This is a genomic window from Methylomagnum ishizawai (assembly GCF_900155475.1).
In the GTDB taxonomy this organism is placed as follows: Bacteria; Pseudomonadota; Gammaproteobacteria; order Methylococcales; family Methylococcaceae; genus Methylomagnum; species Methylomagnum ishizawai_A.
This window is the reverse complement of sequence record NZ_FXAM01000001.1, coordinates 114,678-133,908: the sequence shown is the minus strand read 5'-3', so window position 1 is coordinate 133,908 and position 19,231 is coordinate 114,678. Positions and strand designations below refer to the sequence as shown.

The 19,231-nt window shown below is 63.8% G+C and carries 13 protein-coding genes; 11 read left to right on the top strand and 2 right to left on the bottom strand.

Going from position 1 to position 19,231, the window contains the following annotated elements:
* Positions 1–82 precede the first annotated feature (82 nt).
* From B9N93_RS00610 to B9N93_RS00590, 5 genes are all read left to right on the top strand, one after another.
* A complete protein-coding gene (locus B9N93_RS00610) occupies positions 83–1,096 on the top strand; it encodes a toll/interleukin-1 receptor domain-containing protein (protein WP_085209921.1) in 1,014 nt (337 codons plus the stop codon).
* Positions 1,089–4,919 (top strand): WD40 repeat domain-containing protein, encoded by a 3,831-nt coding sequence (locus B9N93_RS00605; RefSeq protein ID WP_176225076.1) that lies wholly within the window; start codon positions 1,089–1,091, stop codon positions 4,917–4,919. Before B9N93_RS00610 ends, B9N93_RS00605 begins: the two co-directional genes overlap by 8 nt.
* Positions 4,920–5,019: 100 nt before the next feature.
* Positions 5,020–5,820, top strand: coding sequence for a prolipoprotein diacylglyceryl transferase (lgt, locus tag B9N93_RS00600; protein ID WP_085209917.1), 801 nt, complete (start codon positions 5,020–5,022; stop codon positions 5,818–5,820).
* 347 nt (positions 5,821–6,167) lie between these two features.
* On the top strand, positions 6,168–7,004 hold the full coding sequence (locus tag B9N93_RS00595) for a thymidylate synthase (RefSeq protein WP_085209915.1): 837 nt from the start codon (positions 6,168–6,170) through the stop codon (positions 7,002–7,004).
* 261 nt (positions 7,005–7,265) lie between these two features.
* Complete coding sequence (locus B9N93_RS00590) at positions 7,266–8,174, top strand: ROK family protein (protein WP_085209913.1); 909 nt, start codon at positions 7,266–7,268, stop codon at positions 8,172–8,174.
* Between the two features lie 10 nt (positions 8,175–8,184).
* Here B9N93_RS00590 and B9N93_RS00585 read toward each other — a convergent pair whose 3' ends face one another.
* Together B9N93_RS00585 and B9N93_RS00580 are read right to left on the bottom strand one after the other, a co-directional pair.
* Positions 8,185–9,072, bottom strand: a complete 888-nt coding sequence (locus tag B9N93_RS00585; protein ID WP_085209911.1) for a pirin family protein — start codon at positions 9,070–9,072, stop codon at positions 8,185–8,187.
* 33 nt (positions 9,073–9,105) lie between these two features.
* Positions 9,106–10,176, bottom strand: coding sequence for an alkene reductase (locus B9N93_RS00580; protein ID WP_085209909.1), 1,071 nt, complete (start codon positions 10,174–10,176; stop codon positions 9,106–9,108).
* A 166-nt stretch (positions 10,177–10,342) separates the two neighbouring features.
* On the opposite strand from B9N93_RS00580, the gene B9N93_RS00575 reads away from it, so the two are divergent.
* From B9N93_RS00575 to guaD, 6 genes are all read left to right on the top strand, one after another.
* The gene (locus B9N93_RS00575; RefSeq protein WP_085209908.1) at positions 10,343–11,251 is read left to right on the top strand and encodes a LysR family transcriptional regulator; all 909 of its coding nucleotides are present in this window, start codon (positions 10,343–10,345) and stop codon (positions 11,249–11,251) included.
* A 245-nt stretch (positions 11,252–11,496) separates the two neighbouring features.
* A complete protein-coding gene (locus B9N93_RS00570; protein ID WP_176225075.1) occupies positions 11,497–12,381 on the top strand; it encodes an HDOD domain-containing protein in 885 nt (294 codons plus the stop codon).
* A 32-nt stretch (positions 12,382–12,413) separates the two neighbouring features.
* Positions 12,414–13,217: a TIGR01458 family HAD-type hydrolase gene (locus B9N93_RS00565; RefSeq protein ID WP_085216125.1), complete on the top strand. Its 804-nt coding sequence runs from the start codon at positions 12,414–12,416 to the stop codon at positions 13,215–13,217.
* A gap of 234 nt (positions 13,218–13,451) precedes the next feature.
* Positions 13,452–14,483 (top strand): uroporphyrinogen decarboxylase family protein, encoded by a 1,032-nt coding sequence (locus tag B9N93_RS00560; protein ID WP_176225074.1) that lies wholly within the window; start codon positions 13,452–13,454, stop codon positions 14,481–14,483.
* Positions 14,480–17,779: an amino acid adenylation domain-containing protein gene (locus B9N93_RS00555; RefSeq protein WP_125468781.1), complete on the top strand. Its 3,300-nt coding sequence runs from the start codon at positions 14,480–14,482 to the stop codon at positions 17,777–17,779. The genes B9N93_RS00560 and B9N93_RS00555 overlap by 4 nt, the downstream gene beginning before the upstream one ends.
* Before the next feature lie 123 nt (positions 17,780–17,902).
* On the top strand, positions 17,903–19,198 hold the full coding sequence (guaD, locus tag B9N93_RS00550; protein ID WP_176225073.1) for a guanine deaminase: 1,296 nt from the start codon (positions 17,903–17,905) through the stop codon (positions 19,196–19,198).
* Positions 19,199–19,231: the final 33 nt, after the last annotated feature.

The following is a 19,231-nucleotide window of genomic DNA, read 5'->3' as shown; positions in this document are numbered from 1 at the left end:
TATATATTTTCTACCTAACAAGCATAGGCGCGACGCTGCTAAAAAAAGTCATGCCTAGCTTTATCTGGGGGAAGATAGCCACATGTCCGCACCGACCGCACAAATTTTCGTCAGCTACGCCCATGCCGATAATCAGCTCTTCGATGCCGGAACCAAGGGTTGGATTACCGAGTTTGTCGATAAGTTAGAAAAGGCCATAGGTATGAAACCCGGCGGCAACAATGCCAAATGCTGGATAGATTACCGGCTTGAGCCTCAACGGAAGGTGGATGAAGCGTTGCTCGGGCATATCCGTGAGAGTCGTTTTATTTTGGCTTTTATGTCACCGCGTTACCTTGAATCCGAATGGTGCGCCAAGGAAATGCACGCCTTTGTGGAGCTTGCGGGAGGCCATGCCGATGACCGGGTATTCTTGGTGGAGCTTTTGCCTACGAAGAGGGAGTGCTGGCACCCTGGCGTCCAAGCCATCGCCGAGCTGAAATTTTGGACCAGTAGCCTGGACCAGCCCGATCCCATGATCTTGGGCTGGCCGGTGCCCGATCCCAAAGGCGATCGGCCCTACTGGAACGAACTCAACCGGCTGGCGACCATCATCGCCCGGCAGATTCAAGACCTGCCGCCTATCCCGCCGGACCCGCCTCCACCCCCCGATTGTCCCGAACCGCCCACGCCACCCAGCGGGCCGTTGCGCGTCGTCATCAATGCCGACCAGACCGACCACCAACTCGGCAAAGCGGCGCAAAAGCTGCTCGATGACCTCGAAGTCGATTCCGCCATCGCTCCCGAACCGATATCCACCCAAATACCGGAGGACTATAACCGCCACCTGAGGGAGCAATTGGAGGCTAGCCATGGCGTGCTGATCGTCTATGGATTGGCCCCACCTAGTTGGGTGCAGTCCCAACATGCCATGGCCCGCAAGCTGCTGGCGACGCAACGCAAAGGTATATGGAGCGGCTTGCTGGATGGTCCGCCGCAGGAAAAGCCGGACCACGGTTTGAGTAGCCGCAGCCTGATGGTGTTGGATTGTCGCCAGGGTTTGAGCGTCGAGCCGCTCAAGAACTTCGTCGATGCCCTGCGGGAACACCATGTTTGAATTCCGCCCTGTTACAGCGCCCTATCCAGGCTTGCGTCCCTTCGAGCCGCACGAGGCCGAGATTTTTTTCGGTCGCGAGGGCCACACCGACCGCCTTTTAGAAATCCTGCAACGCGAGCGCTTTCTGGCCGTGGTCGGGCCTTCGGGTTGCGGTAAATCCAGCTTGGTGCGGGCGGGTTTGCTGCCCGGCCTGGCTTCCGGGGCTTTAGGCACCGGCAGCGATTGGAAATTGGCCTTGCTGCGGCCTGGTGCCCAGCCCCTACTGGCCTTGGCCCAGGCGCTACTCGGTCCCTATGCCTTGGGTCGGGAGTTGTTGGGCGGAGTGGTTGTTCCCCAAGCCATCAACGAGGTGAGCGCCGAAGCGGCTTTGATTGCCGCCGAGTTGCGGCGTGGAGTTCCGGGCTGGTTGGACTTGCTGCGCGGCGCGGCGGCGCGGCGTCCGCCGGGTGCTGTCCCCTTCAATTTGCTGGTGCTGGTGGATCAATTCGAGGAACTGTTCACCTATGCCGGGACGACCGGCGATGGGGCGGACGAGGCCCAGGCGTTCGTGGACTTATTGTTGGCGGCGCGTGCGGAAAGAGAGTTCCAGGTGTTCGTGACGCTGACGATGCGGACGGATTTCCTGGGAGAATGCGTGCGTTTCCTGGAGTTGCCTGAAGCGATCAACCGGGCGCAGTATCTGACGCCCCGGCTCAACGCCGTGGAATTGCGCTGGGCCATCATCGGTCCAGCGCGGGTATTCGGCGGGGAAATGGACGAGGCTGGTGTACAGGATTTGATCGAAACGATCCGGAGGGATTCGGATCAATTGCCGGTCTTACAGCATGCCTTGGCGCGGATGTGGCGGGTGGCGGAGCAGGAACATCCAGACCGGCCTTGGATCGACGGGGATACCGTCGAAGCGGTGGGCGGCGTCAGCGGGGCGCTAGGAGTTCACGCGGGCGAGGTAATGGATACGCTGACGGAAACTCAACGGGCTTGGGCCGAGGGTTTGTTCCGGGCTATCACCGAATGGCGCGAAACGGGCCGACAGGAAGTGCGGCACCCGCAGTCCTTAGCGGTGATCGCGGATTGGATCGGGGCGGCGGTGGACGATTTGAAGCCAGTGGTCCAAATCTTCGCCGCGCCGGAGGTGAGTTTCCTGCATTTTGGTCGAGAGTTGGCGGACAACAGCGTGATCGACCTGACCCACGAGGCATTGATCCGGCAGTGGAAACAACTCGGCCAATGGGCGGAAAACGAACATTGGCGCGGCGAGGAATACCGGGAATGGTCGGAACGGGCGAGAAAGGCCGGAGGCCGGAAGGATATGTTGCTGGACGCCCCCGACTTGACGCGGGCCTGGGCTTGGTGGAACGAGGACATCGCAAAACTCGGCCCCGGCTGGGCGCGGCGCTATAGCAGGTACCCGGACGACCCGTTCGAACTCGCCTGTGAATTTGAACGGACCCGCCACTTTATCGGGAAAAGCCAAGAGGTCGAAGAGCGTCGGAGAGAGGAATGCCTTAGGGAATACGAGGAAAGGGTCGAAGAAGAACGCGCCAAGAAAAAGGAACAAATTAAAATCGTAGCCAAGAAAGCTTCGGAAAAGGCCAGCGATCTCGAATGGCACGCGGCCAACCAATTCATCCAGCGCCTCAAGACCAAAAACAGGGTCTTCATGGCGTCCGCCCTCATCCTCGCGATGGCTGTGGGTTTGGTTTGGTTCGGTTACACCCGCAGCGAACAACAGCGCGTCTTTGAAAAGTTCGTCCTCGAAAAATTCGATGCGGAACTCGTCGCCGCAAGCTCGCTCGCCAAATCACGGGAATATGCCAACGCCATGGACTATCTGGAACAAAGCCGTCAATTGGACGCCGACATCCCGGTGGAACACCGCCACGCCCGCAACCTCTTGGCGGGCTATGTGGAAATGATGGATTGGCGGTACGACCCGACCCCGCCGCTGAAGGATATCCCTCCCGCCAAACTTACCGACCTAGCGGTCAGCCAGGATGGCAAATTGTTGGCCCTGGTCGGCCAGGAGGGATTCCTGGCGCTGTTCAACACCGAAAGCCGGAATAAGCTTTGGGATTCCAAGGCATACGCGGATAACCAGGATACCAAGGACGGCACGTTACGCGCCGTGGTGTTCGATCCCACGGGACGCTGGCTATACAGCGCGGGTGAGGATGGATTCATTTCTCGCGAAACCTTTAAGGGTGATCGATCCACCCGTTGGAAAACGCCGGGAGCCATCCAGTCCTTGGCGCTCGGGCCGGATGGCAAGAAAATCACCTCCGGCGGCGGCGATGGTAAAATCAGCCTCTGGTCCGCACACGATGGCAAACCCATGGGCAGCCTGCCCTCGGACCAGCGTTGGGGCGAAGTCTATGGTTTGGCTTTTTCCCCGGATGGCGGGCTGCTGGCCGCTGCCTACGGCGACAAAACCGCCCGGGTCTGGGGATTGGACCCGGAACTCAAGCAGAGCAGCTACCCCGTATTATTGAGCAACGGGCATACCGATAAAATCACCCAGGTCGCGTTCGGGCGTGACGGTAATCTCCTGGCAACCGGGGGCGACGACGGGCAAGTCACCCTTTGGAAGCCGGGAAATGGATGGCTAGAGCAATCCTTGCGCGGCCTGCCGGGCACCCAGGTCTCGGGCATCGCGTTCAGTGGCGATGGTAGCCAACTCGTGTCCGGTTACGACGATGGTACGCTGAGGCTGTGGGATGTCGAGAGCGGTGCTTTGCAGCGCTATGGAAACCATCCCGGTAATATCCGGGCGCTGGCCATCCACGACCACAATGTCTATGCCATCGACGGCGATACCCTCAGGCATTGGTCGCTGGAGACGCCCAGGCAAGGCTCGATCAAGACCCACTCGGACGATCCCAGCTACAACTCGCCACCTGTTTCTGTCGCCGTCGCGCCGGATGGGAGCAAACTGGCGGTAGGGCTGAAAGAAGGCTCCCTGCAAATTTTCCCACTACCAAAGGGTCAGCTCCTGGGAGAGAAGCCCCGCACCCCCGCCACCGACGAAAACCCCATCGTCCACGTCGAATTCAACGCCCAGGGCGATAGGCTCGCCACCTTGGCACGGAATGGCGAGATCGCCATATGGCATACCGAAGACCGCGATTCGGCGCGGTGGCCTGTTTTCCAAAACGACCAGCGCCAGAAGCCAAGGCAGGCGGTCAACGCCATCGCCTTCGCCCCCGATGGGCGGACTCTCGCCATGGCGGGCCGGGCGGGCGAGATCGGGCTGCTCGACCTGGACACCGGCCAGGAACGATGGTCGGCACAAGCCCACGAGGCCAAACCCGTCAGCCTTGCCTTCACCCCGGACGGCAAGCGTTTGCTGAGCCTGGGAGGTGGCCCTTTGTTGCTTTGGAATATCGCCGATCCCGACCTATCTTCCCCGCAGGAAATCGCCCAAACCCAAAAAAAACCAACCTGGATCGCCATCAGACCCGACGGTCGGCAAGCCGCCGTGGTAGGCGAGGATCAAAGCGTGGAGCTTTACGACCTCGACCGCCCCGGCCAGCCGCCGCTCCGGCTCGAAGGCCACAAAAAATCGGTCTCTCGCGCCATCTACAGCCCCGACGGCCACCAACTAGCCACTGTCGGCGATGACAAAACCGTCCGCCTGTGGAACCTGGATCGGTTGGACTTGCTGTTCACCCTACGCGTACCGGAAGCCCTGGAAAACTCCGGCCCCGCCGATTTCGACTTCCGCTGCGCCGCCGCCACCGGCGAGTGCTGGATCGCCGTGCCGCTCAGCACGGGCCGCGTGGCCCTGTACCACCTGCCCTACGAACGGATGCCGGATGGTGGCTAGCCCCCTGCGGGCGGGGCCGGGCGGACCGGCGCGGATCGAATGCCTCTGCTATAGTCTGCCCTCCCGGCCCGGCCCCGCCATCCTCGGAGGAATTCCCCCCATGCTCCCCTATCCCCAAATCGACCCCGTCGCCATCAGCCTCGGCCCCCTCAAAATCCATTGGTACGGGCTGATGTACGTGGTTGGCATCGGCACGGTCTGGTATTTGTGCAAGCGCAGGACCCAGCAACCCGGCTTCCCCTGGACCGCCCCGCAGGTCGAAGACCTGATTTTCTACGCCGCCCTGGGTTTGGTGATCGGCGGACGGCTGGGCTACATCCTGTTCTATAACTTCCCGGCGTTCCTGGCCGACCCGGCCATGTTGTTCCGGGTATGGGAAGGCGGCATGGCCTTCCATGGCGGGTTGTTGGGGGCGTTCGCCGGGATGTTCTTGTTCGCCCGGCGCAATGGCGCGGGTTTCTTCCAAGTCACCGATTTCATCGGGCCCTATGTGCCCATCGGCCTGTTCGCCGGGCGCATCGGCAATTTCATCAATGGCGAACTCTGGGGCGCGCCCACCGGCCTGCCCTGGGGCATGGTATTTCCGGGCGCGGGCCCGGAACCGCGCCATCCTTCGCAGTTGTACGAGGCGGGATTGGAAGGTGTCGCGCTGTTCCTCGCGCTGCGCTGGTTCGGGCGCAAGTCGCCGCCGACCCCGGCCATGAGCGGGATGTTCCTGCTGCTGTACGGGCTGTTCCGCTTCGCCGTGGAATTCGTGCGGATGCCCGATGCCCAACTGGGCTATTTGGCTTTCGGTTGGTTGACCATGGGCCAAATCCTCAGCACCCCGATGATCGTGTTGGGCATCGCGCTGTTGGCTTGGGCTTATCGCAAACCGGCGCGGGAGGGGGCCACGGCATGAGGCCCTAGCTTGATTTGCTGCGTATCCTCGGCTAGGCCGGTCGCGCCGGGGGCGGTCCCTTGGCGGTGTTCGGCCATCAGCCGCGCTTCTACTTGGCCGACGGAAAGGCAAACAAATGCTCGGCCTGGAAAAATGCCAATGCCGCAAAGCCCGCGCCCAGAAAACCACATCGGCTGCGCCATACCCGCCTTGCTAGGAAACTCGAAACCAAGATTTACGCGCTGAAAAACAGCCTTCTTTCCGAGTCTATGCAGAAGAAGCTTAAATGCCCATCAATTAGGATTCCGCGGGAGCTTCAGATTTTTGCGTAAGCCCCATACCAATCACGAATGGTTTGAAGGTCGAATATGACTAAACAATATTTAGCCCTACTGGACGACGTGTTGACTAACGGCACGCCAAAAGGAGACCGGACAGGCACCGGAACAGTATCGGTGTTTGGCCGAATGTACCGGCACGACCTTAGTCAAGGATTCCCTCTTCTGACAACTAAGAAACTGCATATCAAATCAATCCTCCATGAACTTTTGTGGTTCCTGAAAGGCGGCACGAACATAAAATACCTTAATGACAATGGTGTCACGATTTGGAATGAATGGGCGACCCCGGAGGGAGAACTTGGCCCGATCTATGGGGCCCAGTGGCGTCAATGGCAGGGCGGGGACGGAAAGACCTATGACCAGGTTTTAGTGCTTATCGAAGGTCTACGCAAGAATCCCAATAGCCGGCGGCATATTATCAATGCGTGGAATGTCGCGTTACTTCCAGATGAGTCGAAAAAACCGGATCAAAATGCGCGAGAAGGTAAAATGGCGCTCTCTCCTTGCCATGTCATGTATCAATTTTATGTCGTCAATGGGAAGCTTAGCTGTATGCTGACGCAACGTAGTGGGGATTTATTTCTCGGCGTGGGTTATAACACCGCATCAGTTGCGTTTCTCACTCATATGGTTGCGCAGCAATGCGATCTGGATGTTGGGGAAATTATTCATAGTTTTGGGGACATTCATATCTATTTAAACCATATTGATCAAGCACGCCTGCAACTTACCCGAGAACCCCGGCCACTACCTCGTCTAAGGATGAAGCGCAAACCCGAATCAATCTTCGATTATAAGTTTGAAGATTTTGAAATCATGGGTTATGACCCTCATCCTCACATCCCGGCGGTCATCGCTGTTTAGGGCATAAACGATTCAGCCCAAATGGCAGGCAGGGAATAGGAAACAAGCCGCCACGCGGGTCGTGGTCGAACGCGCCATCGGCAGGATGAGGTGTTTCCATTGCTTGGCCTACCGGAGCTATTCCGTGGATTACGGCTTCTCGCTTTCGGCGGACCTCTGGAACCAGCCCCGGAAGGTTCCCGGATATACTTCAACCTCCCAACGGCTGAAAATCAGTAGCCATCCAGGCTGCCCGTTCCGATATACCCACCGGATAACCCCATGGAAAACAACAATATACGTTTTGGAATCGACCTTGGCGGCACCAAGATCGAACTCATCGCCCTGGCCCCGGAGGACGGAGCGGAGCTTTGGCGTCGTCGCGCCCCTACGCCCCAGGGCGATTACCGGGGCATTTTGCAGGTTGTCGCCGATTTGGTGGTGGAGGCCGAGCGGGCGTTGTCCGCCGAAGGCACGGTGGGTATCGGCACGCCGGGGGCGCTGTCCCGCGCCAGCGGACGGCTCAAGAATTCCAACTCGGTCTGCCTGAACGGCCAACCCATCGTCGAGGATTTGCAGCGGCTGTTGGGAAGGCCGGTACGCATCGCCAACGACGCCGATTGCTTCGCCCTGTCGGAGGCCACCGACGGCGCGGCGGCGGGGGCGGAAGTGGTGTTCGGGGTGATCCTGGGGACCGGCGTGGGCGGTGGGATCGTCGTGCGGGGCCGGCCCTTGAACGGTCCCAACGCCATCGCCGGGGAATGGGGTCACAACCCCTTGCCCTGGCCCACGGCGGAGGAGTTGCCGGGGCCGGTCTGCTATTGCGGGCGGCGGGGTTGTATCGAGACCTTCCTGTCGGGACCGGGCTTGGCCCGCGATTACGCGCGCCACGCGGGCGCGGCCCTGGCCGGGCCGGAGATCGTGGCCCGCGCCGCGACGGGCGACGCGGTTTGCGAAGCCGCCCTGCTGCGCTACGAGGAGCGGCTGGCGCGGGCCTTGGCCCATGTCATCAACCTCCTGGACCCGGACGCGGTGGTCTTGGGCGGGGGTTTGTCGAATTGCGCCCGGCTCTATGCCAACGTGCCCAAGCTGTGGGGGCGCTATGTGTTCTCAGACCGGGTCGATACCCGCTTGGTCGCGCCGCGCCACGGCGATTCCAGCGGGGTGCGCGGCGCGGCGTGGTTGTGGTGAGGCGGCTCGCTCAAGCTGCGGTTCCGAGCCGCCCCGAGCGGAAATCGCGCAGGGCTTGCTCGATCTCGGCCTGGGTGTTCATCACGAAAGGACCGTATTGGACGATGGGTTCGCCCAGGGGTTGCCCGGCGACCAGCAACACCCGGCTATCCCGCGCCGCCTCGATGACGACGCCATCGGCGGTCGCGCTATTGGCGAAGATCGCCAGTTGCCCCGCCGGGACCGCGCCGCCCCCGACCGCGACCTCGCCCCGGTAGGTGTAGAGGAAGGCGTTGGCGGCGGCGGGTAGGCTTTGGGCGTGGCGGCTGCCGGCGGGCAAATGCAGGTCGAGGATCAAAGGCTCCGTGACCTCGCGCCGCACCGCGCCCGCCACGCCCTGGCTCTCCCCGGCGATGACCCGCACGGTCACGCCATCGGCGGTGGTGAACTGGGGAATCGCGGCGTTGGGGAAATCCCGGTACCAGGGTTCGGCCAGTTTGTCCCGCGCCGGGAGGTTGAGCCAAAGCTGGAAACCTTCCATCGCGCCCTGTTCCTGTTCGGGCATCTCGGAATGGATCACGCCCCGGCCCGCCGTCATCCACTGCACCCCGCCGTTTTCCAGTAAGCCTTCGTGGCCCGCGCTGTCGCGGTGGCGCATACGCCCGGCGATCATGTAGGTGATGGTTTCGAAGCCCCGGTGCGGGTGGTCGGGGAAACCGGCGATGTAATCCTCGGGCCGGTCGGTGCCGAAGGCGTCCAGCATCAGGAAGGGGTCGAGCCGCCGGTGCAGGGCGCGGTCCACCACCCGGACCAGTTTCACGCCCGCGCCGTCGGAAGTGGCCTGGCCGGCGATGCGTTGTTCGATCCGGCGGGAGCGTTGCACGGTATCGGTGGGGATGGGCGGGTTCAGGGTAGCCATGGTGTCCTCCATTGCGTTGTGTGGCTGCGGGTCTCAGGCGGCGTGGGCCGGGTAATCGGTATAGCCCCGCCCGCCCGGCGTGTAGAAGGTGGAGCGGTCCGGCTCGGCCAGCGCCGCCCCCGACCGGAAGCGCTCCGGCAGATCGGGATTGGCGATGAACAGGCTCCCGAACACGGCGGCATCGGCCTTGCCTTCGTTCAAAAGGGCCGTGGCCGTGGCCTGGGTCAGGCCGCCGCCCGCCAGATAGGGGCCGGGGAACAGCGGCCGCAACAGGCCGTGATAATCCACCGGCGTGCCGAACAGGGCGACATGCAGATAGGCCAGGTCCAGGCCCGCCAGTTGTTCGACCAGGTGGATGTAGGTTTCTCGCGGCGTGTCGTCGGCGATATCGTTGAAATTCATCTCCGGCGAGAGCTTGATGCCCACCCGCCCGGCCCCGGCCACGCCGGCCATGGCCTCCAGGACTTCCAACACGAACCGCGCCCGCCGCCCAATATCGCCGCCGTAGGCGTCGTCGCGCCGGTTGGTTTTCGAGGACAGGAATTGCTCGGGCAGATAACCCGAGGCGGCGTGCAATTCCACCCCGTCGAACCCAGCCCGCAAGGCGTTCTCGGTGGCGCGGCGGTATTCCTCGACCAGGCCGGGGATTTCCGCCAAGTCCAGGGCGCGGGGCGTGATATGGGGTTGCATCCCGGCATCGGTATAGGACTGGCCTTCCGGGCGCACCGCCGAGGGCGCGACCGGCGTGGCCCCGCCCGGCAGGAAGCTGGGATCGGAAATGCGGCCCGCGTGCATGATCTGCATGAAGATCGTGCCGCCCGCTGCGTGGACCGTGGCGGCGACCTGCCGCCAAGCCTCGACCTGGGCTTCCGAGTGGATGCCGGGCGTGCGCACATAGCCCTTGCCCATGGGCGAAGGGAAAGTGCCTTCGGTGATGATGAGTCCCGCCGCGGCGCGTTGGCCGTAATACAGCGGGGCCAGCGCCCCCGGCACGCCGACGTCGTCGGCGCGGCTGCGAGTCATCGGGGCCATGACGATGCGGTTGCGCAGGACGGTCGATCCCAGGGCGAGGCTATCGAAAAGCGGATTACTGGAAAGGCTCATGGTGCGGTCCTCGGGGTGGTTGGCGCTGGGTAGCGCCCGGTGATGACGTGACTGTTCTATTTTTTTGAACGAGGCTGCGGTTTAATCCACAACTGGGAACAATGCTATAGGCCCGGCTCCGCCATGGATAGCGAAATTTTCCGGCTGATTCATTCAGGATTTTTGTATGACCAAGCTCAGCCTCGACGCCCTCGAAGTACTGGAAGCCATCGACCGGCGCGGTAGTTTCGCGCAGGCGGCGGAAGAATTGTTCCGGGTGCCCTCGGCCCTCACCTACACCGTCCGCAAGCTGGAAGAAGACCTGGGCGTCGAGGTGTTCGATCGCCGCGGCCACCGCGCCAAGCTGACCGCCGCCGGACGCGAATTGCTGGAACAAGGCCGGCCTTTGCTGGTGGCGGCGGCGGCCTTGGAGGCGCGGGTGAAGCGGGTGGCGCAGGGCTGGGAACCGGAATTGCGCATCGCCCACGATGATATCCTGCCGACGGAAGGCTTGTTCCCCTTCGCCGAGCGCTTCTACCGGCTCGGTTCCGGCACCCGGCTGCGGATCGCCACCGAGGTGCTGGGCGGCAGTTGGGACGCCCTGCTCTCGGACCGGGCCGACCTCGTCGTCGGTGCCCCCTGCGAAGGTCCGGCGGGCGGCGGCTACGCGGTGAAAATCCTGGGCAGCCATGGGTTCGTGTTCGCGGTGGCCCCGCACCATCCCTTGGCCGCAGCCCCGGAACCTTTGGCTTCGTGTGATATCCAGGCCCACCGGGCGGTGGCGGTGGCCGATAGTTCGCGCAACCTGCCGCCGCGCAGCACGGGGCTCTTGTCGGGCCAGGATATCCTCACCGTGCCGACCCTCAGGGCCAAGCTCCAGGCCCAGGAACTGGGCCTGGGCGTGGGCTATTTGCCGCTGGGCCTCGCGGCGGACGCCCTCGCCGCCGGGCGCTTGGTGGAAAAACAAGTGGCCGCGCCCAAGCCCGCCGGTCCTTTCTGCATGGCCTGGAAAGCCGGACCACGCGGACGGGCGTTGGCGTGGTGGGTGGAGGCGCTGTCGGCGGCGGAAGCCGGGGCGTGGTGGCAACCCGGATAAGCCCGCCCCACGGGACGATTCCCGAGCGTGGCGCTAGGAATTCGCCGATCCTGGCTTTTCAGCGCTAACGCCCGTCATAGAGGCGGCTACACTTTGCATGACCGTTCCATGGCGTGGCACCGAAACCGACGACCGCGTGGCGTTCCCGGTGCCGGTGCCAAGCACGGCGGCTTCCGGGAAACCCGCCGGGCCGGTCGGTCCGCCCTGGATGGCCCGGTGTTCGGAATGGATGGATGGCCCACCCCATGAGTAGTCAGCCCCACGCGGCGATGAGCGCCCTCACGCTCGCTAACGAAATCAAGACCTTGTTCTCCCTGCCCGAGGCGGTGTTCAAGCTCGGCCAGTTGTTGAATTCGCCCTATGTCACCAATGGCGAGATCGGCGAGGTCATCATCAGCGACCCGGCCTTGACGGCGCGGGTGCTGCAACTGGCCAACAGCGGGCTGATGGATTCCCCGGCCAAGATCGAGACCGTGTCCGGGGCCATCGCCCTGATCGGCCGCGAAGCCCTGCGCAACCTCTTGGTCGCCACCACCGTGACCAACCGTTTCCAGGGCATCCCGCCCGAGTTGATCGACATGGAGCGGTTCTGGCTCAATAGCGTGGCCTGCGGGGTGATCGCCCGTTCCTTGGCTTTCCGCTGCCGGGTGTTCGATAGCGAACCCTTGTTCGTGGCCGGCTTGCTGCACAAGGTCGGGCGCTTGGCGTTGTATTCGGGGCGGGCCGATTTGTACCGCCAAGTCCTGGCCCAGCACGACAGCAGCGAGGAGGGGCTGAACCAAGCCGAGTTCAGTGTGTTCGGCTTCACCCATGCCGAACTCGGGGCCGAGTTGTTGCGGCTGTGGGGCTTGCCCGAGCGTTTGCAGGCCGCCGTGGCGTTTTATCTGGCCCCGAGCCTGGCCCCGTGCTATCGCAAGAGCGCCGCCTTGATCCATGTCGCCAGCGCCCTGGCCTCCAATATCGAGCCTTCGGTTTCGCCAGACGAGGCCCTCTATGGCGAAAACGTCTGTTTCGAGAAGGGCGCCTGGAACCTGTTGGGGCTGCCTTTGTACGTGATCCCGCCCATCCTCGACGAAGCCTGGATACAGGCCTTCGAAATCTTTGAGATACTGCGGCCCAATCCCGTGTGACCGCTTTCCAGATTCCCCGGAGGTTCGCCGCCATGGACCCCATAGCCAGCGCCGCGCCGCGGCCCATCGCCGCCAAAGGCTTGCTCATCGATCTGGACGGCGTGTTGTATGTCGGCCAGACCCCCATCGAGGGCGCGGCGGAAAGTCTCGCCCGCCTCCGCGCCGGAGGTCTCGCCCTCCGCTTCGCCACCAACACCAGCACGCTGTCCCTGGCTTCCCTGCACCGGAAGCTGCTGGGCCTGGGGTTGGACATCGACGCCAGCGAAATCATCAGCGCCCCGCAAGCGGCCCGGCTGTACTTGGAGCGCCTGGGTCGACCCCGTTGCGCCCTGTTGCTGACCGGGGATGTGAAAAGCGATTTCGCCGCCGTGGAGGAGGTTGATATTGAAAGCGCCGATTATCTGGTGCTGGGCGATATCGGCCCGGCCTGGGACCATGGGTTGCTGAACCGGCTGTTCAAGCGTTTGATGCTGGGGGCGAAGCTCATCGCCATTCATCGCAACCGCTTTTGGCAGACCGAAGCGGGGCTTTGCATGGATATCGGCGGCTTGGTGGCGGCGCTGGAATATTGCACCGGGCAGAGCGCCCTGGTGATGGGCAAGCCTGCGGCGGATTTCTTCCGGGTGGCGTTGCGGGAGATGAGTTTGGCAGCGGACGAGGTCGCCATGGTCGGCGACGATATCGATGCGGATGTGGGCGGCGGGCAGGCGGCGGGCTTGGCGGGGATTTTGGTGCGGACTGGCAAGTATCGGGAGGCTTATGCGCGGGCTTCGGCGGTGCGGCCCGATGCCGTCGTCGATTCGGTGCGGGAGTTGCCGGGGTTCTTGGGGCTATAAGCGCCGTTGGTAGGTTGCTGGCGTGGCGGGTTGATCCACGCGCCTTCATCCGCCTGGGGGTCGCGCTGTTTTCGGTGCGATTGCCTTGCTCTTGCAGGATCGATAGCTGGAGCTATTTTAAAAACCCAGGGCGGGCCAATATCGGCCTGTCGGCGGACGAACGGCCGGAGTGGACGGATGACAACGGGCATCCCCTTTCCGTATTTGATATGCGCTTGCCCCCTTTCCAGTTCCATGCCGAGAAAATTGGCCTATCGGGAGTTATTAATGGCGACCTTGGCGGGGGACGCCCTGCCGGTCACGCCGGTTTCGCTCTGGCTGCACCATCCCGGACTCGACCAGGATGGCGAAACCCTGGGACGCGCCAGCGTCGAATTCCAACGCGCTTTCGATCTCGATTTCAGCAAAATCACCCCGGCCTCCACCTATCAGGTCCGCGATTATGGATTGACCGATACCTGGGACGGCGACCGTTTCGGGCGTCGCACAGTGGTGGGGCGGGTCGTCGCCCAGGCCGATGATTTATGGGCGCTGCCCGATTTGAATCCCCAAGCCGGTTTCGTGGGTGGATTGCTCCGCGCCGCCGTGGTGACCCGGCGGAGCCTGCCCAGCGCCATCCCGGTGCTGATGACGGTATTCAATCCGGTGTTCCAGCTTGGCCTGCTGGCGGGCGCGGAATTATTCGCGGCCTTGTTGCGGGATTTCCCGGCCCAGGTCCGGGCCGGCCTGGGCCAGATTACCGCCAATACCCTCCGCTTGATCGCGGCCTTGGTCGATACCGGCATCGATGGCATTTATTTCGCCACCCAACATGCCCAGCCGACAGGACTGTCCCTCGCCGACTACCGGGAATATGCGTTGCCCGGCGACCGGGCCTGTCTGGCCGCCGCCGCCGCGCTGCCCTGCAATGTGCTGCATGTGCATGGCGCGGCGGTTTATACCGATTTGCTCGGGGATTGGGCGGGCTTGCCCGTGGCCATCCTCCATTACGATACCCAAGCCGACAATCCGCCGCCGGCCTTCCTGACGCGGTGCTGGCCGGGCGGGATCAGCACCGGCCTGTCCCATACCCACGCCGTGTTCGCTGAGAGCGCGGCCCGGGTGGCGGCGGCGACCGGACGCTTGCTGGCCGAGTGCCGGGGGCCGCGATTCGTGCTGGGTGCGGGTTGTGCCTTGCCCTTGGTGGCGGGTACCGCGCAGATCGCCGCTATCGTGGATGCGGCGCGGTCGCCCAGCCCGGCCGTTTGGGGGGCGACGACGCCATGAACGGGGTTTTGCCACTGGATCACGGTGGGCCGACCGACCGGCCTTTCGAACCGTTCGCGCCCGAAGCCATCGAGCAATCGGTGCCGACCCGTTTCGCCACCATCGCCCGCCGTTATGCCGACCGTCCGGCTTTGCTCGACCGGCAGCGCCGGTTCAGTTATGGCGAGGTGTGGGAATCCGTTGGACGCTTGGCCTTGAGGCTGGCCGGAGCCGGGCTGATTCCGGGCACGCCGGTCGGTATCCTGCTCGGCCATGACGCGCTGTTTCCCATCGCGATGTTGGGGGTGTTGCGGGCCGGCTGTGGCTATGTGCCGCTCGATGCCGGGTTTCCGGCGGAGCGCAACCGCCTGATCCTGGCCCAGGCGGGCATCGCCGCCCTGGTCACGGACCAAGCCCATTGGGCCCAGGCCGCCGGGTTGCTGGCACCGGAGTTGCCGTTGTTGGTCATGGACGATGCGGGGGTGGCCGCGCCGGATTGCGCCCTGCCGGAAGCCACCCCGGATAGCCTCGCCTATATCCTCTACACTTCCGGCACCACTGCCGCGCCCAAGGGCGTGTTCCAGAACCACCGCAACCTATTGCACGATGTCATGCAATACACCAACGCGGTCCACCTGGGCGCGGACGACCGGTTGACCCAGTGCTATTCGCCCAGCGTGAACGGTGCCATCCGCGATATTTATGGTGCCCTGCTCAATGGCGCGTCCTTGCACATCCTGCCGCCGGGGGAGGGCGTGGACCTGGCCGGGTTTGTCCGGAAGCGGCGCATCACGATCTACCATTCCGTGCCGGTGGTGTTCCGCCATCTGGTCCGCGACCTGGACCCCGGCCAGGGTTTCGACGAAGTCAGGATCGTCTATATCGCCGGCGACCGTCTGGATGGCGGCGACGTGGCCGCGTTCAAGCGGCATTTCCCCCTGGGGGGGTGGCTGTACACCGGCATCGGCGCCACCGAGGCCGCGACCCTCTACCGCCACCGCTTTATCGGCCATGCCACGCCCATCGAACCGGAGCGGGTGCCGGTCGGCCACGCCATCCCCGACCGTGAAATGCTGCTGCTGGGGCCGGAAGGCGATCCCGTCGCCACGGGTGAAATCGGCGAAATCCATGTGGAAAGCCGCCATATCGCCCTGGGTTATTGGAACGCCCCGGCATTGACCGCCGAACGTTTCGTCCCGCACCCGCGAGACCCTGGTGTCCGCCGCTACCGTACCGGCGACCTGGGACGGCTGCGGCCCGATGGTTTGTTGGAGTTCCTGGGCCGCGCCGACCACCAGTTGAAAATCCAGGGCCACCGGGTCGAACCCGCCGCTATCGAGGCCATTTTGAAAACCCATCCGGGTGTGGCCGAGGCGGCGGTCTTGGGCCGTCCCACGCCGGGTAGCGGGGAACCACGCCTGGTCGGCTATTGGACTACTGCCACCGCCCCCGATGCCGGACCCGATGCCGCCGCCCTGAAAGCCTTCCTGCGGGAACGCTTGCCGCCCTACATGGTGCCGGTCCGGCTGGCCCGGATCGAGGCGCTGCCCCTGCTGCCCAATTTCAAAATCGACCGCGCCGCCCTGGCCCAACTGGACCCGCCCGCCCCGCCGGAAACCGTCTTGCCGACCACCCCGCTGGGTTGGAGCCTCAAGCGCCTGTGGGAAAACCTGCTGGGGTTGGATGCCATCGGCATGGACGACGATTTTTTCGAACTGGGCGGGAATTCGTTGCTGGCGTTCACCCTAGTCACCCGGATCACCCAGGCGTTGGGCCGGGAATTGCCGTTGGTGGCCTTGTTCGAGCATCCGACCCTGGCCCGGCTCGCCCGCCATCTGGAACAGTCCGCGCCCCGCGTGGCGGGAGGCTTGGAACCTTTACGGGCGGAAGGCCGGTTGCCGCCTTTGTTTTTCGCCTATGGTGTGCTCGGTCAGAGCCTCTATGCCCGTCCACTGCTGCCTTATCTCGACACCGACCGGCCAGTCTATGGCTTCAAGGCGCGGGGTTTCGGCGACGGCCTCGTTCCAGACGAAACCTTGGAAGCCATGGCCGCTTATTGTCTTGGGCAGATACGCGGCCTTCAGCCGACGGGACCGTACCATCTGGCGGGCTATTCGTTCGGCGGGCGGCTGGCGTTCGAGATCGCCCGCCAATTACGCCTTCAGAGTCAAGACGTAGCTTTCCTCGGCATTATCGATGCCAATGCCCCGCCTCCTTTGCCCGGTCCCACACCCGTCCATGGGCAAAATGATTCCACCGGTCGCAACCGGGTCGCCGCCAGGAACCGCGCCGCTTCCCAGCGCTATGCGGCCCATAGCTATCCGGGTACCGCAGTGTTGTTTTTAAGCCACGACTGGCCGGAGGAACGCTATGTTCTGCCCGATGCGGGCTGGGCGGGCTTGGTCCAGGGCGGCGTGCGGCACCATGTTCTCGCCTGCGCGCATCTCGATCTGGTACGAGAGCCTTGGGCAGCCCAGTTGGGTGGTTTGCTCGACCGTTGCCTGCGGGAAGGCGCGGACGGCGGGGAAACATGGGCGGGCGGCGATCCGCGTTGGCCGGAACTGTGGCGGGAAGCTGCCGAACTCCGGCGGCGGGGCGATATCGCTGGCGAAATCGCCGCCTACCGACGGGTATTGGCGTTGGGACAGGCACCGTCGGCTTGGGTTTACCGCGACCTGTATCTGGCATTGCGGGCGGTGGGCGATCCCGGGGCCGACCGGTTCGGCAACGAGGCCCCCATTCACCTCGCACAGCACGCGCCCGCGCTGTACCTGCTTGGCAAAACGGCGATGCAAGAGGGCGATCTAGCCCTGGCCGGGCGCTGCCTGGAACAGGCTATCGCCCTCGATCCCGACCAGCCGCTGGTTCGCGGACAACTCGTCCGCTTGCGACTCCGGCAGGGCCGGGCGGCGGAGGCGGACGAGCATCTGAATGGGTTGGCCGGGTTCACCCTGGGACGCTCCACCCAATTGCACCGCTGGATTGCCAGGTTATTACTAGACTGCGGCCATCTGGAGGGCGCGGAACGCCATTTCCGCCACTTGGCCGGATTGGAGCCGCAAAACCCCCGACCCCAAGCCGTGCTGGGCTGGACCCTGATCCGGCGGGGCTGTTGGATCGAAGCGGAGGAATGCTATGGCCGGGCCATCGCGCTCGATGCCAACTTCCCTGAAGCACACAATGGGCTCGGTCACGCGCTACGCCCCCAAGGCCGGATCGATGAGGCTATTGCCGCCGTACGGCGGGCCGTAGAACTTGCGCCTGGGCAAAGCCAGTTCCAGACACATCTGGAGGTGTTGTTACGCCAGCGCGGTTGATCCTGGTGTCGGCGTACGCCATGGCCTGGGGCTGACGCTGGGGCAAGATCATTGGGGGAAAGGAAACCCACGGCATCCACCCGCTATAAAATGCCCCCTCCGTTTCCCATCGGAGGTTTCCCCATGAATGCCACCACCCTGCACACCGGCACGCTCGCCCACCTCCGCGGCGACCCTTTCGCCCAACCCGATGCCTTGGAAATCATCCCCGACGGCGCGTTGGCCGTGGACGCCCAGGGCCGCATCGCCGCCTACGGTCCCGGCCCCGAACTCTTGGCCCGCTTCCCGGAGGCCCGGCGTATCGATCACGGCCCGGATTGGCTGATTCCCGGCCTGGTCGATGGTCATATCCATTTCCCACAGTTCTACGCCACCGCCGCCCCCGGCGGGCAATTGCTGGATTGGCTGGAACGCTCGGTGTTCCCGGCGGAAGCGGCCTTCCAGGACGCGGACTTCGCCACGGCGACCGCCGGGCGCTTCGTCGCCAAACTGCTGGCCTCGGGCACCACCACTGCCCTGGTGTTCGGCTCGCAGTATTATCCGGCCAATGCCGCCTTGTTCGCGGCGGCGAAGCGTTCAGGCCTGCGCCTTATCGCCGGGATGACCCTGATGGACCGCAACGGCCCGTCGGTCCTGTTGCAAACCCTCGATCAAGCCCTGGACGGCACGGTCCGGCTGATGGCCTTGTGCGAGGGCGAACCGCGCCTCCACTACGCCATCACCCCGCGCTGGCCCATGGCCTGCACCGAAACCTTGCTCGGGATTTGCGGCGAACTCCTGCGCGACCATCCCACCGCCTATCTCCAAACCCATATCAACGAGAACCCCGGCGAAATCGCGGCGGTGGCGGCCGGTTTCCCGGAGAGCCGCGATTACCTGGATGTTTACGACCGCTATGGGTTGGTCGGGCCTAGCACGGTGCTGGCCCACAGCCTCCATTCCACCGCGCGGGAACTGGACCGCATGGCCGGGGCGGGCTGCGCGGTTTGCCATTGCCCCACCAGCAACCTGTATTTGGGCAGCGGTTTGTTTCCGCTCACGCGCCATGTCGAGCGCGGCATCCCGGTCATAATGGGTACCGATATTGGCGCGGGCACGGGGTTCTCGCTATGGCGGGAACTGGCCGAGGCTTATAAGGTGCAGCAATTGCAAGGCTTGGGGCTGGACGCGGCGCGGCTGCTTTATCTCGGCACCCTGGGCGGTGCCAAAGCCCTGCGGCTGGACCATGCCACCGGCAATTTCGCGCCCGGCAAGGACGCCGATTTCTTTGCGCTGGCCGTTGGCGGCGACGCTTATCTCGCGGCCCGGCTGGCGCGTTGCGGCAGTTGGGAAGAACGCTTGTTCTGCCTGCTCCATCTCGCGGGTCCGGCCCAGGTCCGGGCCACCTACGTACAAGGACGGATTGTCACGATTTTTTAACCTTGCGGGATTAAACTCGCGTGGTCATCCGTC

Coding starts and splice junctions, on each gene's coding strand:
- B9N93_RS00595 (WP_085209915.1), top strand. CDS start 6,168: ATGACTAAACAATATTTAGCCCTACTGGACGACGTGTTGACTAACGGC.
- B9N93_RS00575 (WP_085209908.1), top strand. CDS start 10,343: ATGACCAAGCTCAGCCTCGACGCCCTCGAAGTACTGGAAGCCATCGAC.
- lgt (WP_085209917.1), top strand. CDS start 5,020: ATGCTCCCCTATCCCCAAATCGACCCCGTCGCCATCAGCCTCGGCCCC.
- B9N93_RS00565 (WP_085216125.1), top strand. CDS start 12,414: ATGGACCCCATAGCCAGCGCCGCGCCGCGGCCCATCGCCGCCAAAGGC.
- B9N93_RS00555 (WP_125468781.1), top strand. CDS start 14,480: ATGAACGGGGTTTTGCCACTGGATCACGGTGGGCCGACCGACCGGCCT.
- B9N93_RS00585 (WP_085209911.1), bottom strand. CDS start 9,072: ATGGCTACCCTGAACCCGCCCATCCCCACCGATACCGTGCAACGCTCC.
- B9N93_RS00610 (WP_085209921.1), top strand. CDS start 83: ATGTCCGCACCGACCGCACAAATTTTCGTCAGCTACGCCCATGCCGAT.
- B9N93_RS00605 (WP_176225076.1), top strand. CDS start 1,089: ATGTTTGAATTCCGCCCTGTTACAGCGCCCTATCCAGGCTTGCGTCCC.
- B9N93_RS00590 (WP_085209913.1), top strand. CDS start 7,266: ATGGAAAACAACAATATACGTTTTGGAATCGACCTTGGCGGCACCAAG.
- guaD (WP_176225073.1), top strand. CDS start 17,903: ATGAATGCCACCACCCTGCACACCGGCACGCTCGCCCACCTCCGCGGC.
- B9N93_RS00570 (WP_176225075.1), top strand. CDS start 11,497: ATGAGTAGTCAGCCCCACGCGGCGATGAGCGCCCTCACGCTCGCTAAC.
- B9N93_RS00560 (WP_176225074.1), top strand. CDS start 13,452: ATGCCGAGAAAATTGGCCTATCGGGAGTTATTAATGGCGACCTTGGCG.
- B9N93_RS00580 (WP_085209909.1), bottom strand. CDS start 10,176: ATGAGCCTTTCCAGTAATCCGCTTTTCGATAGCCTCGCCCTGGGATCG.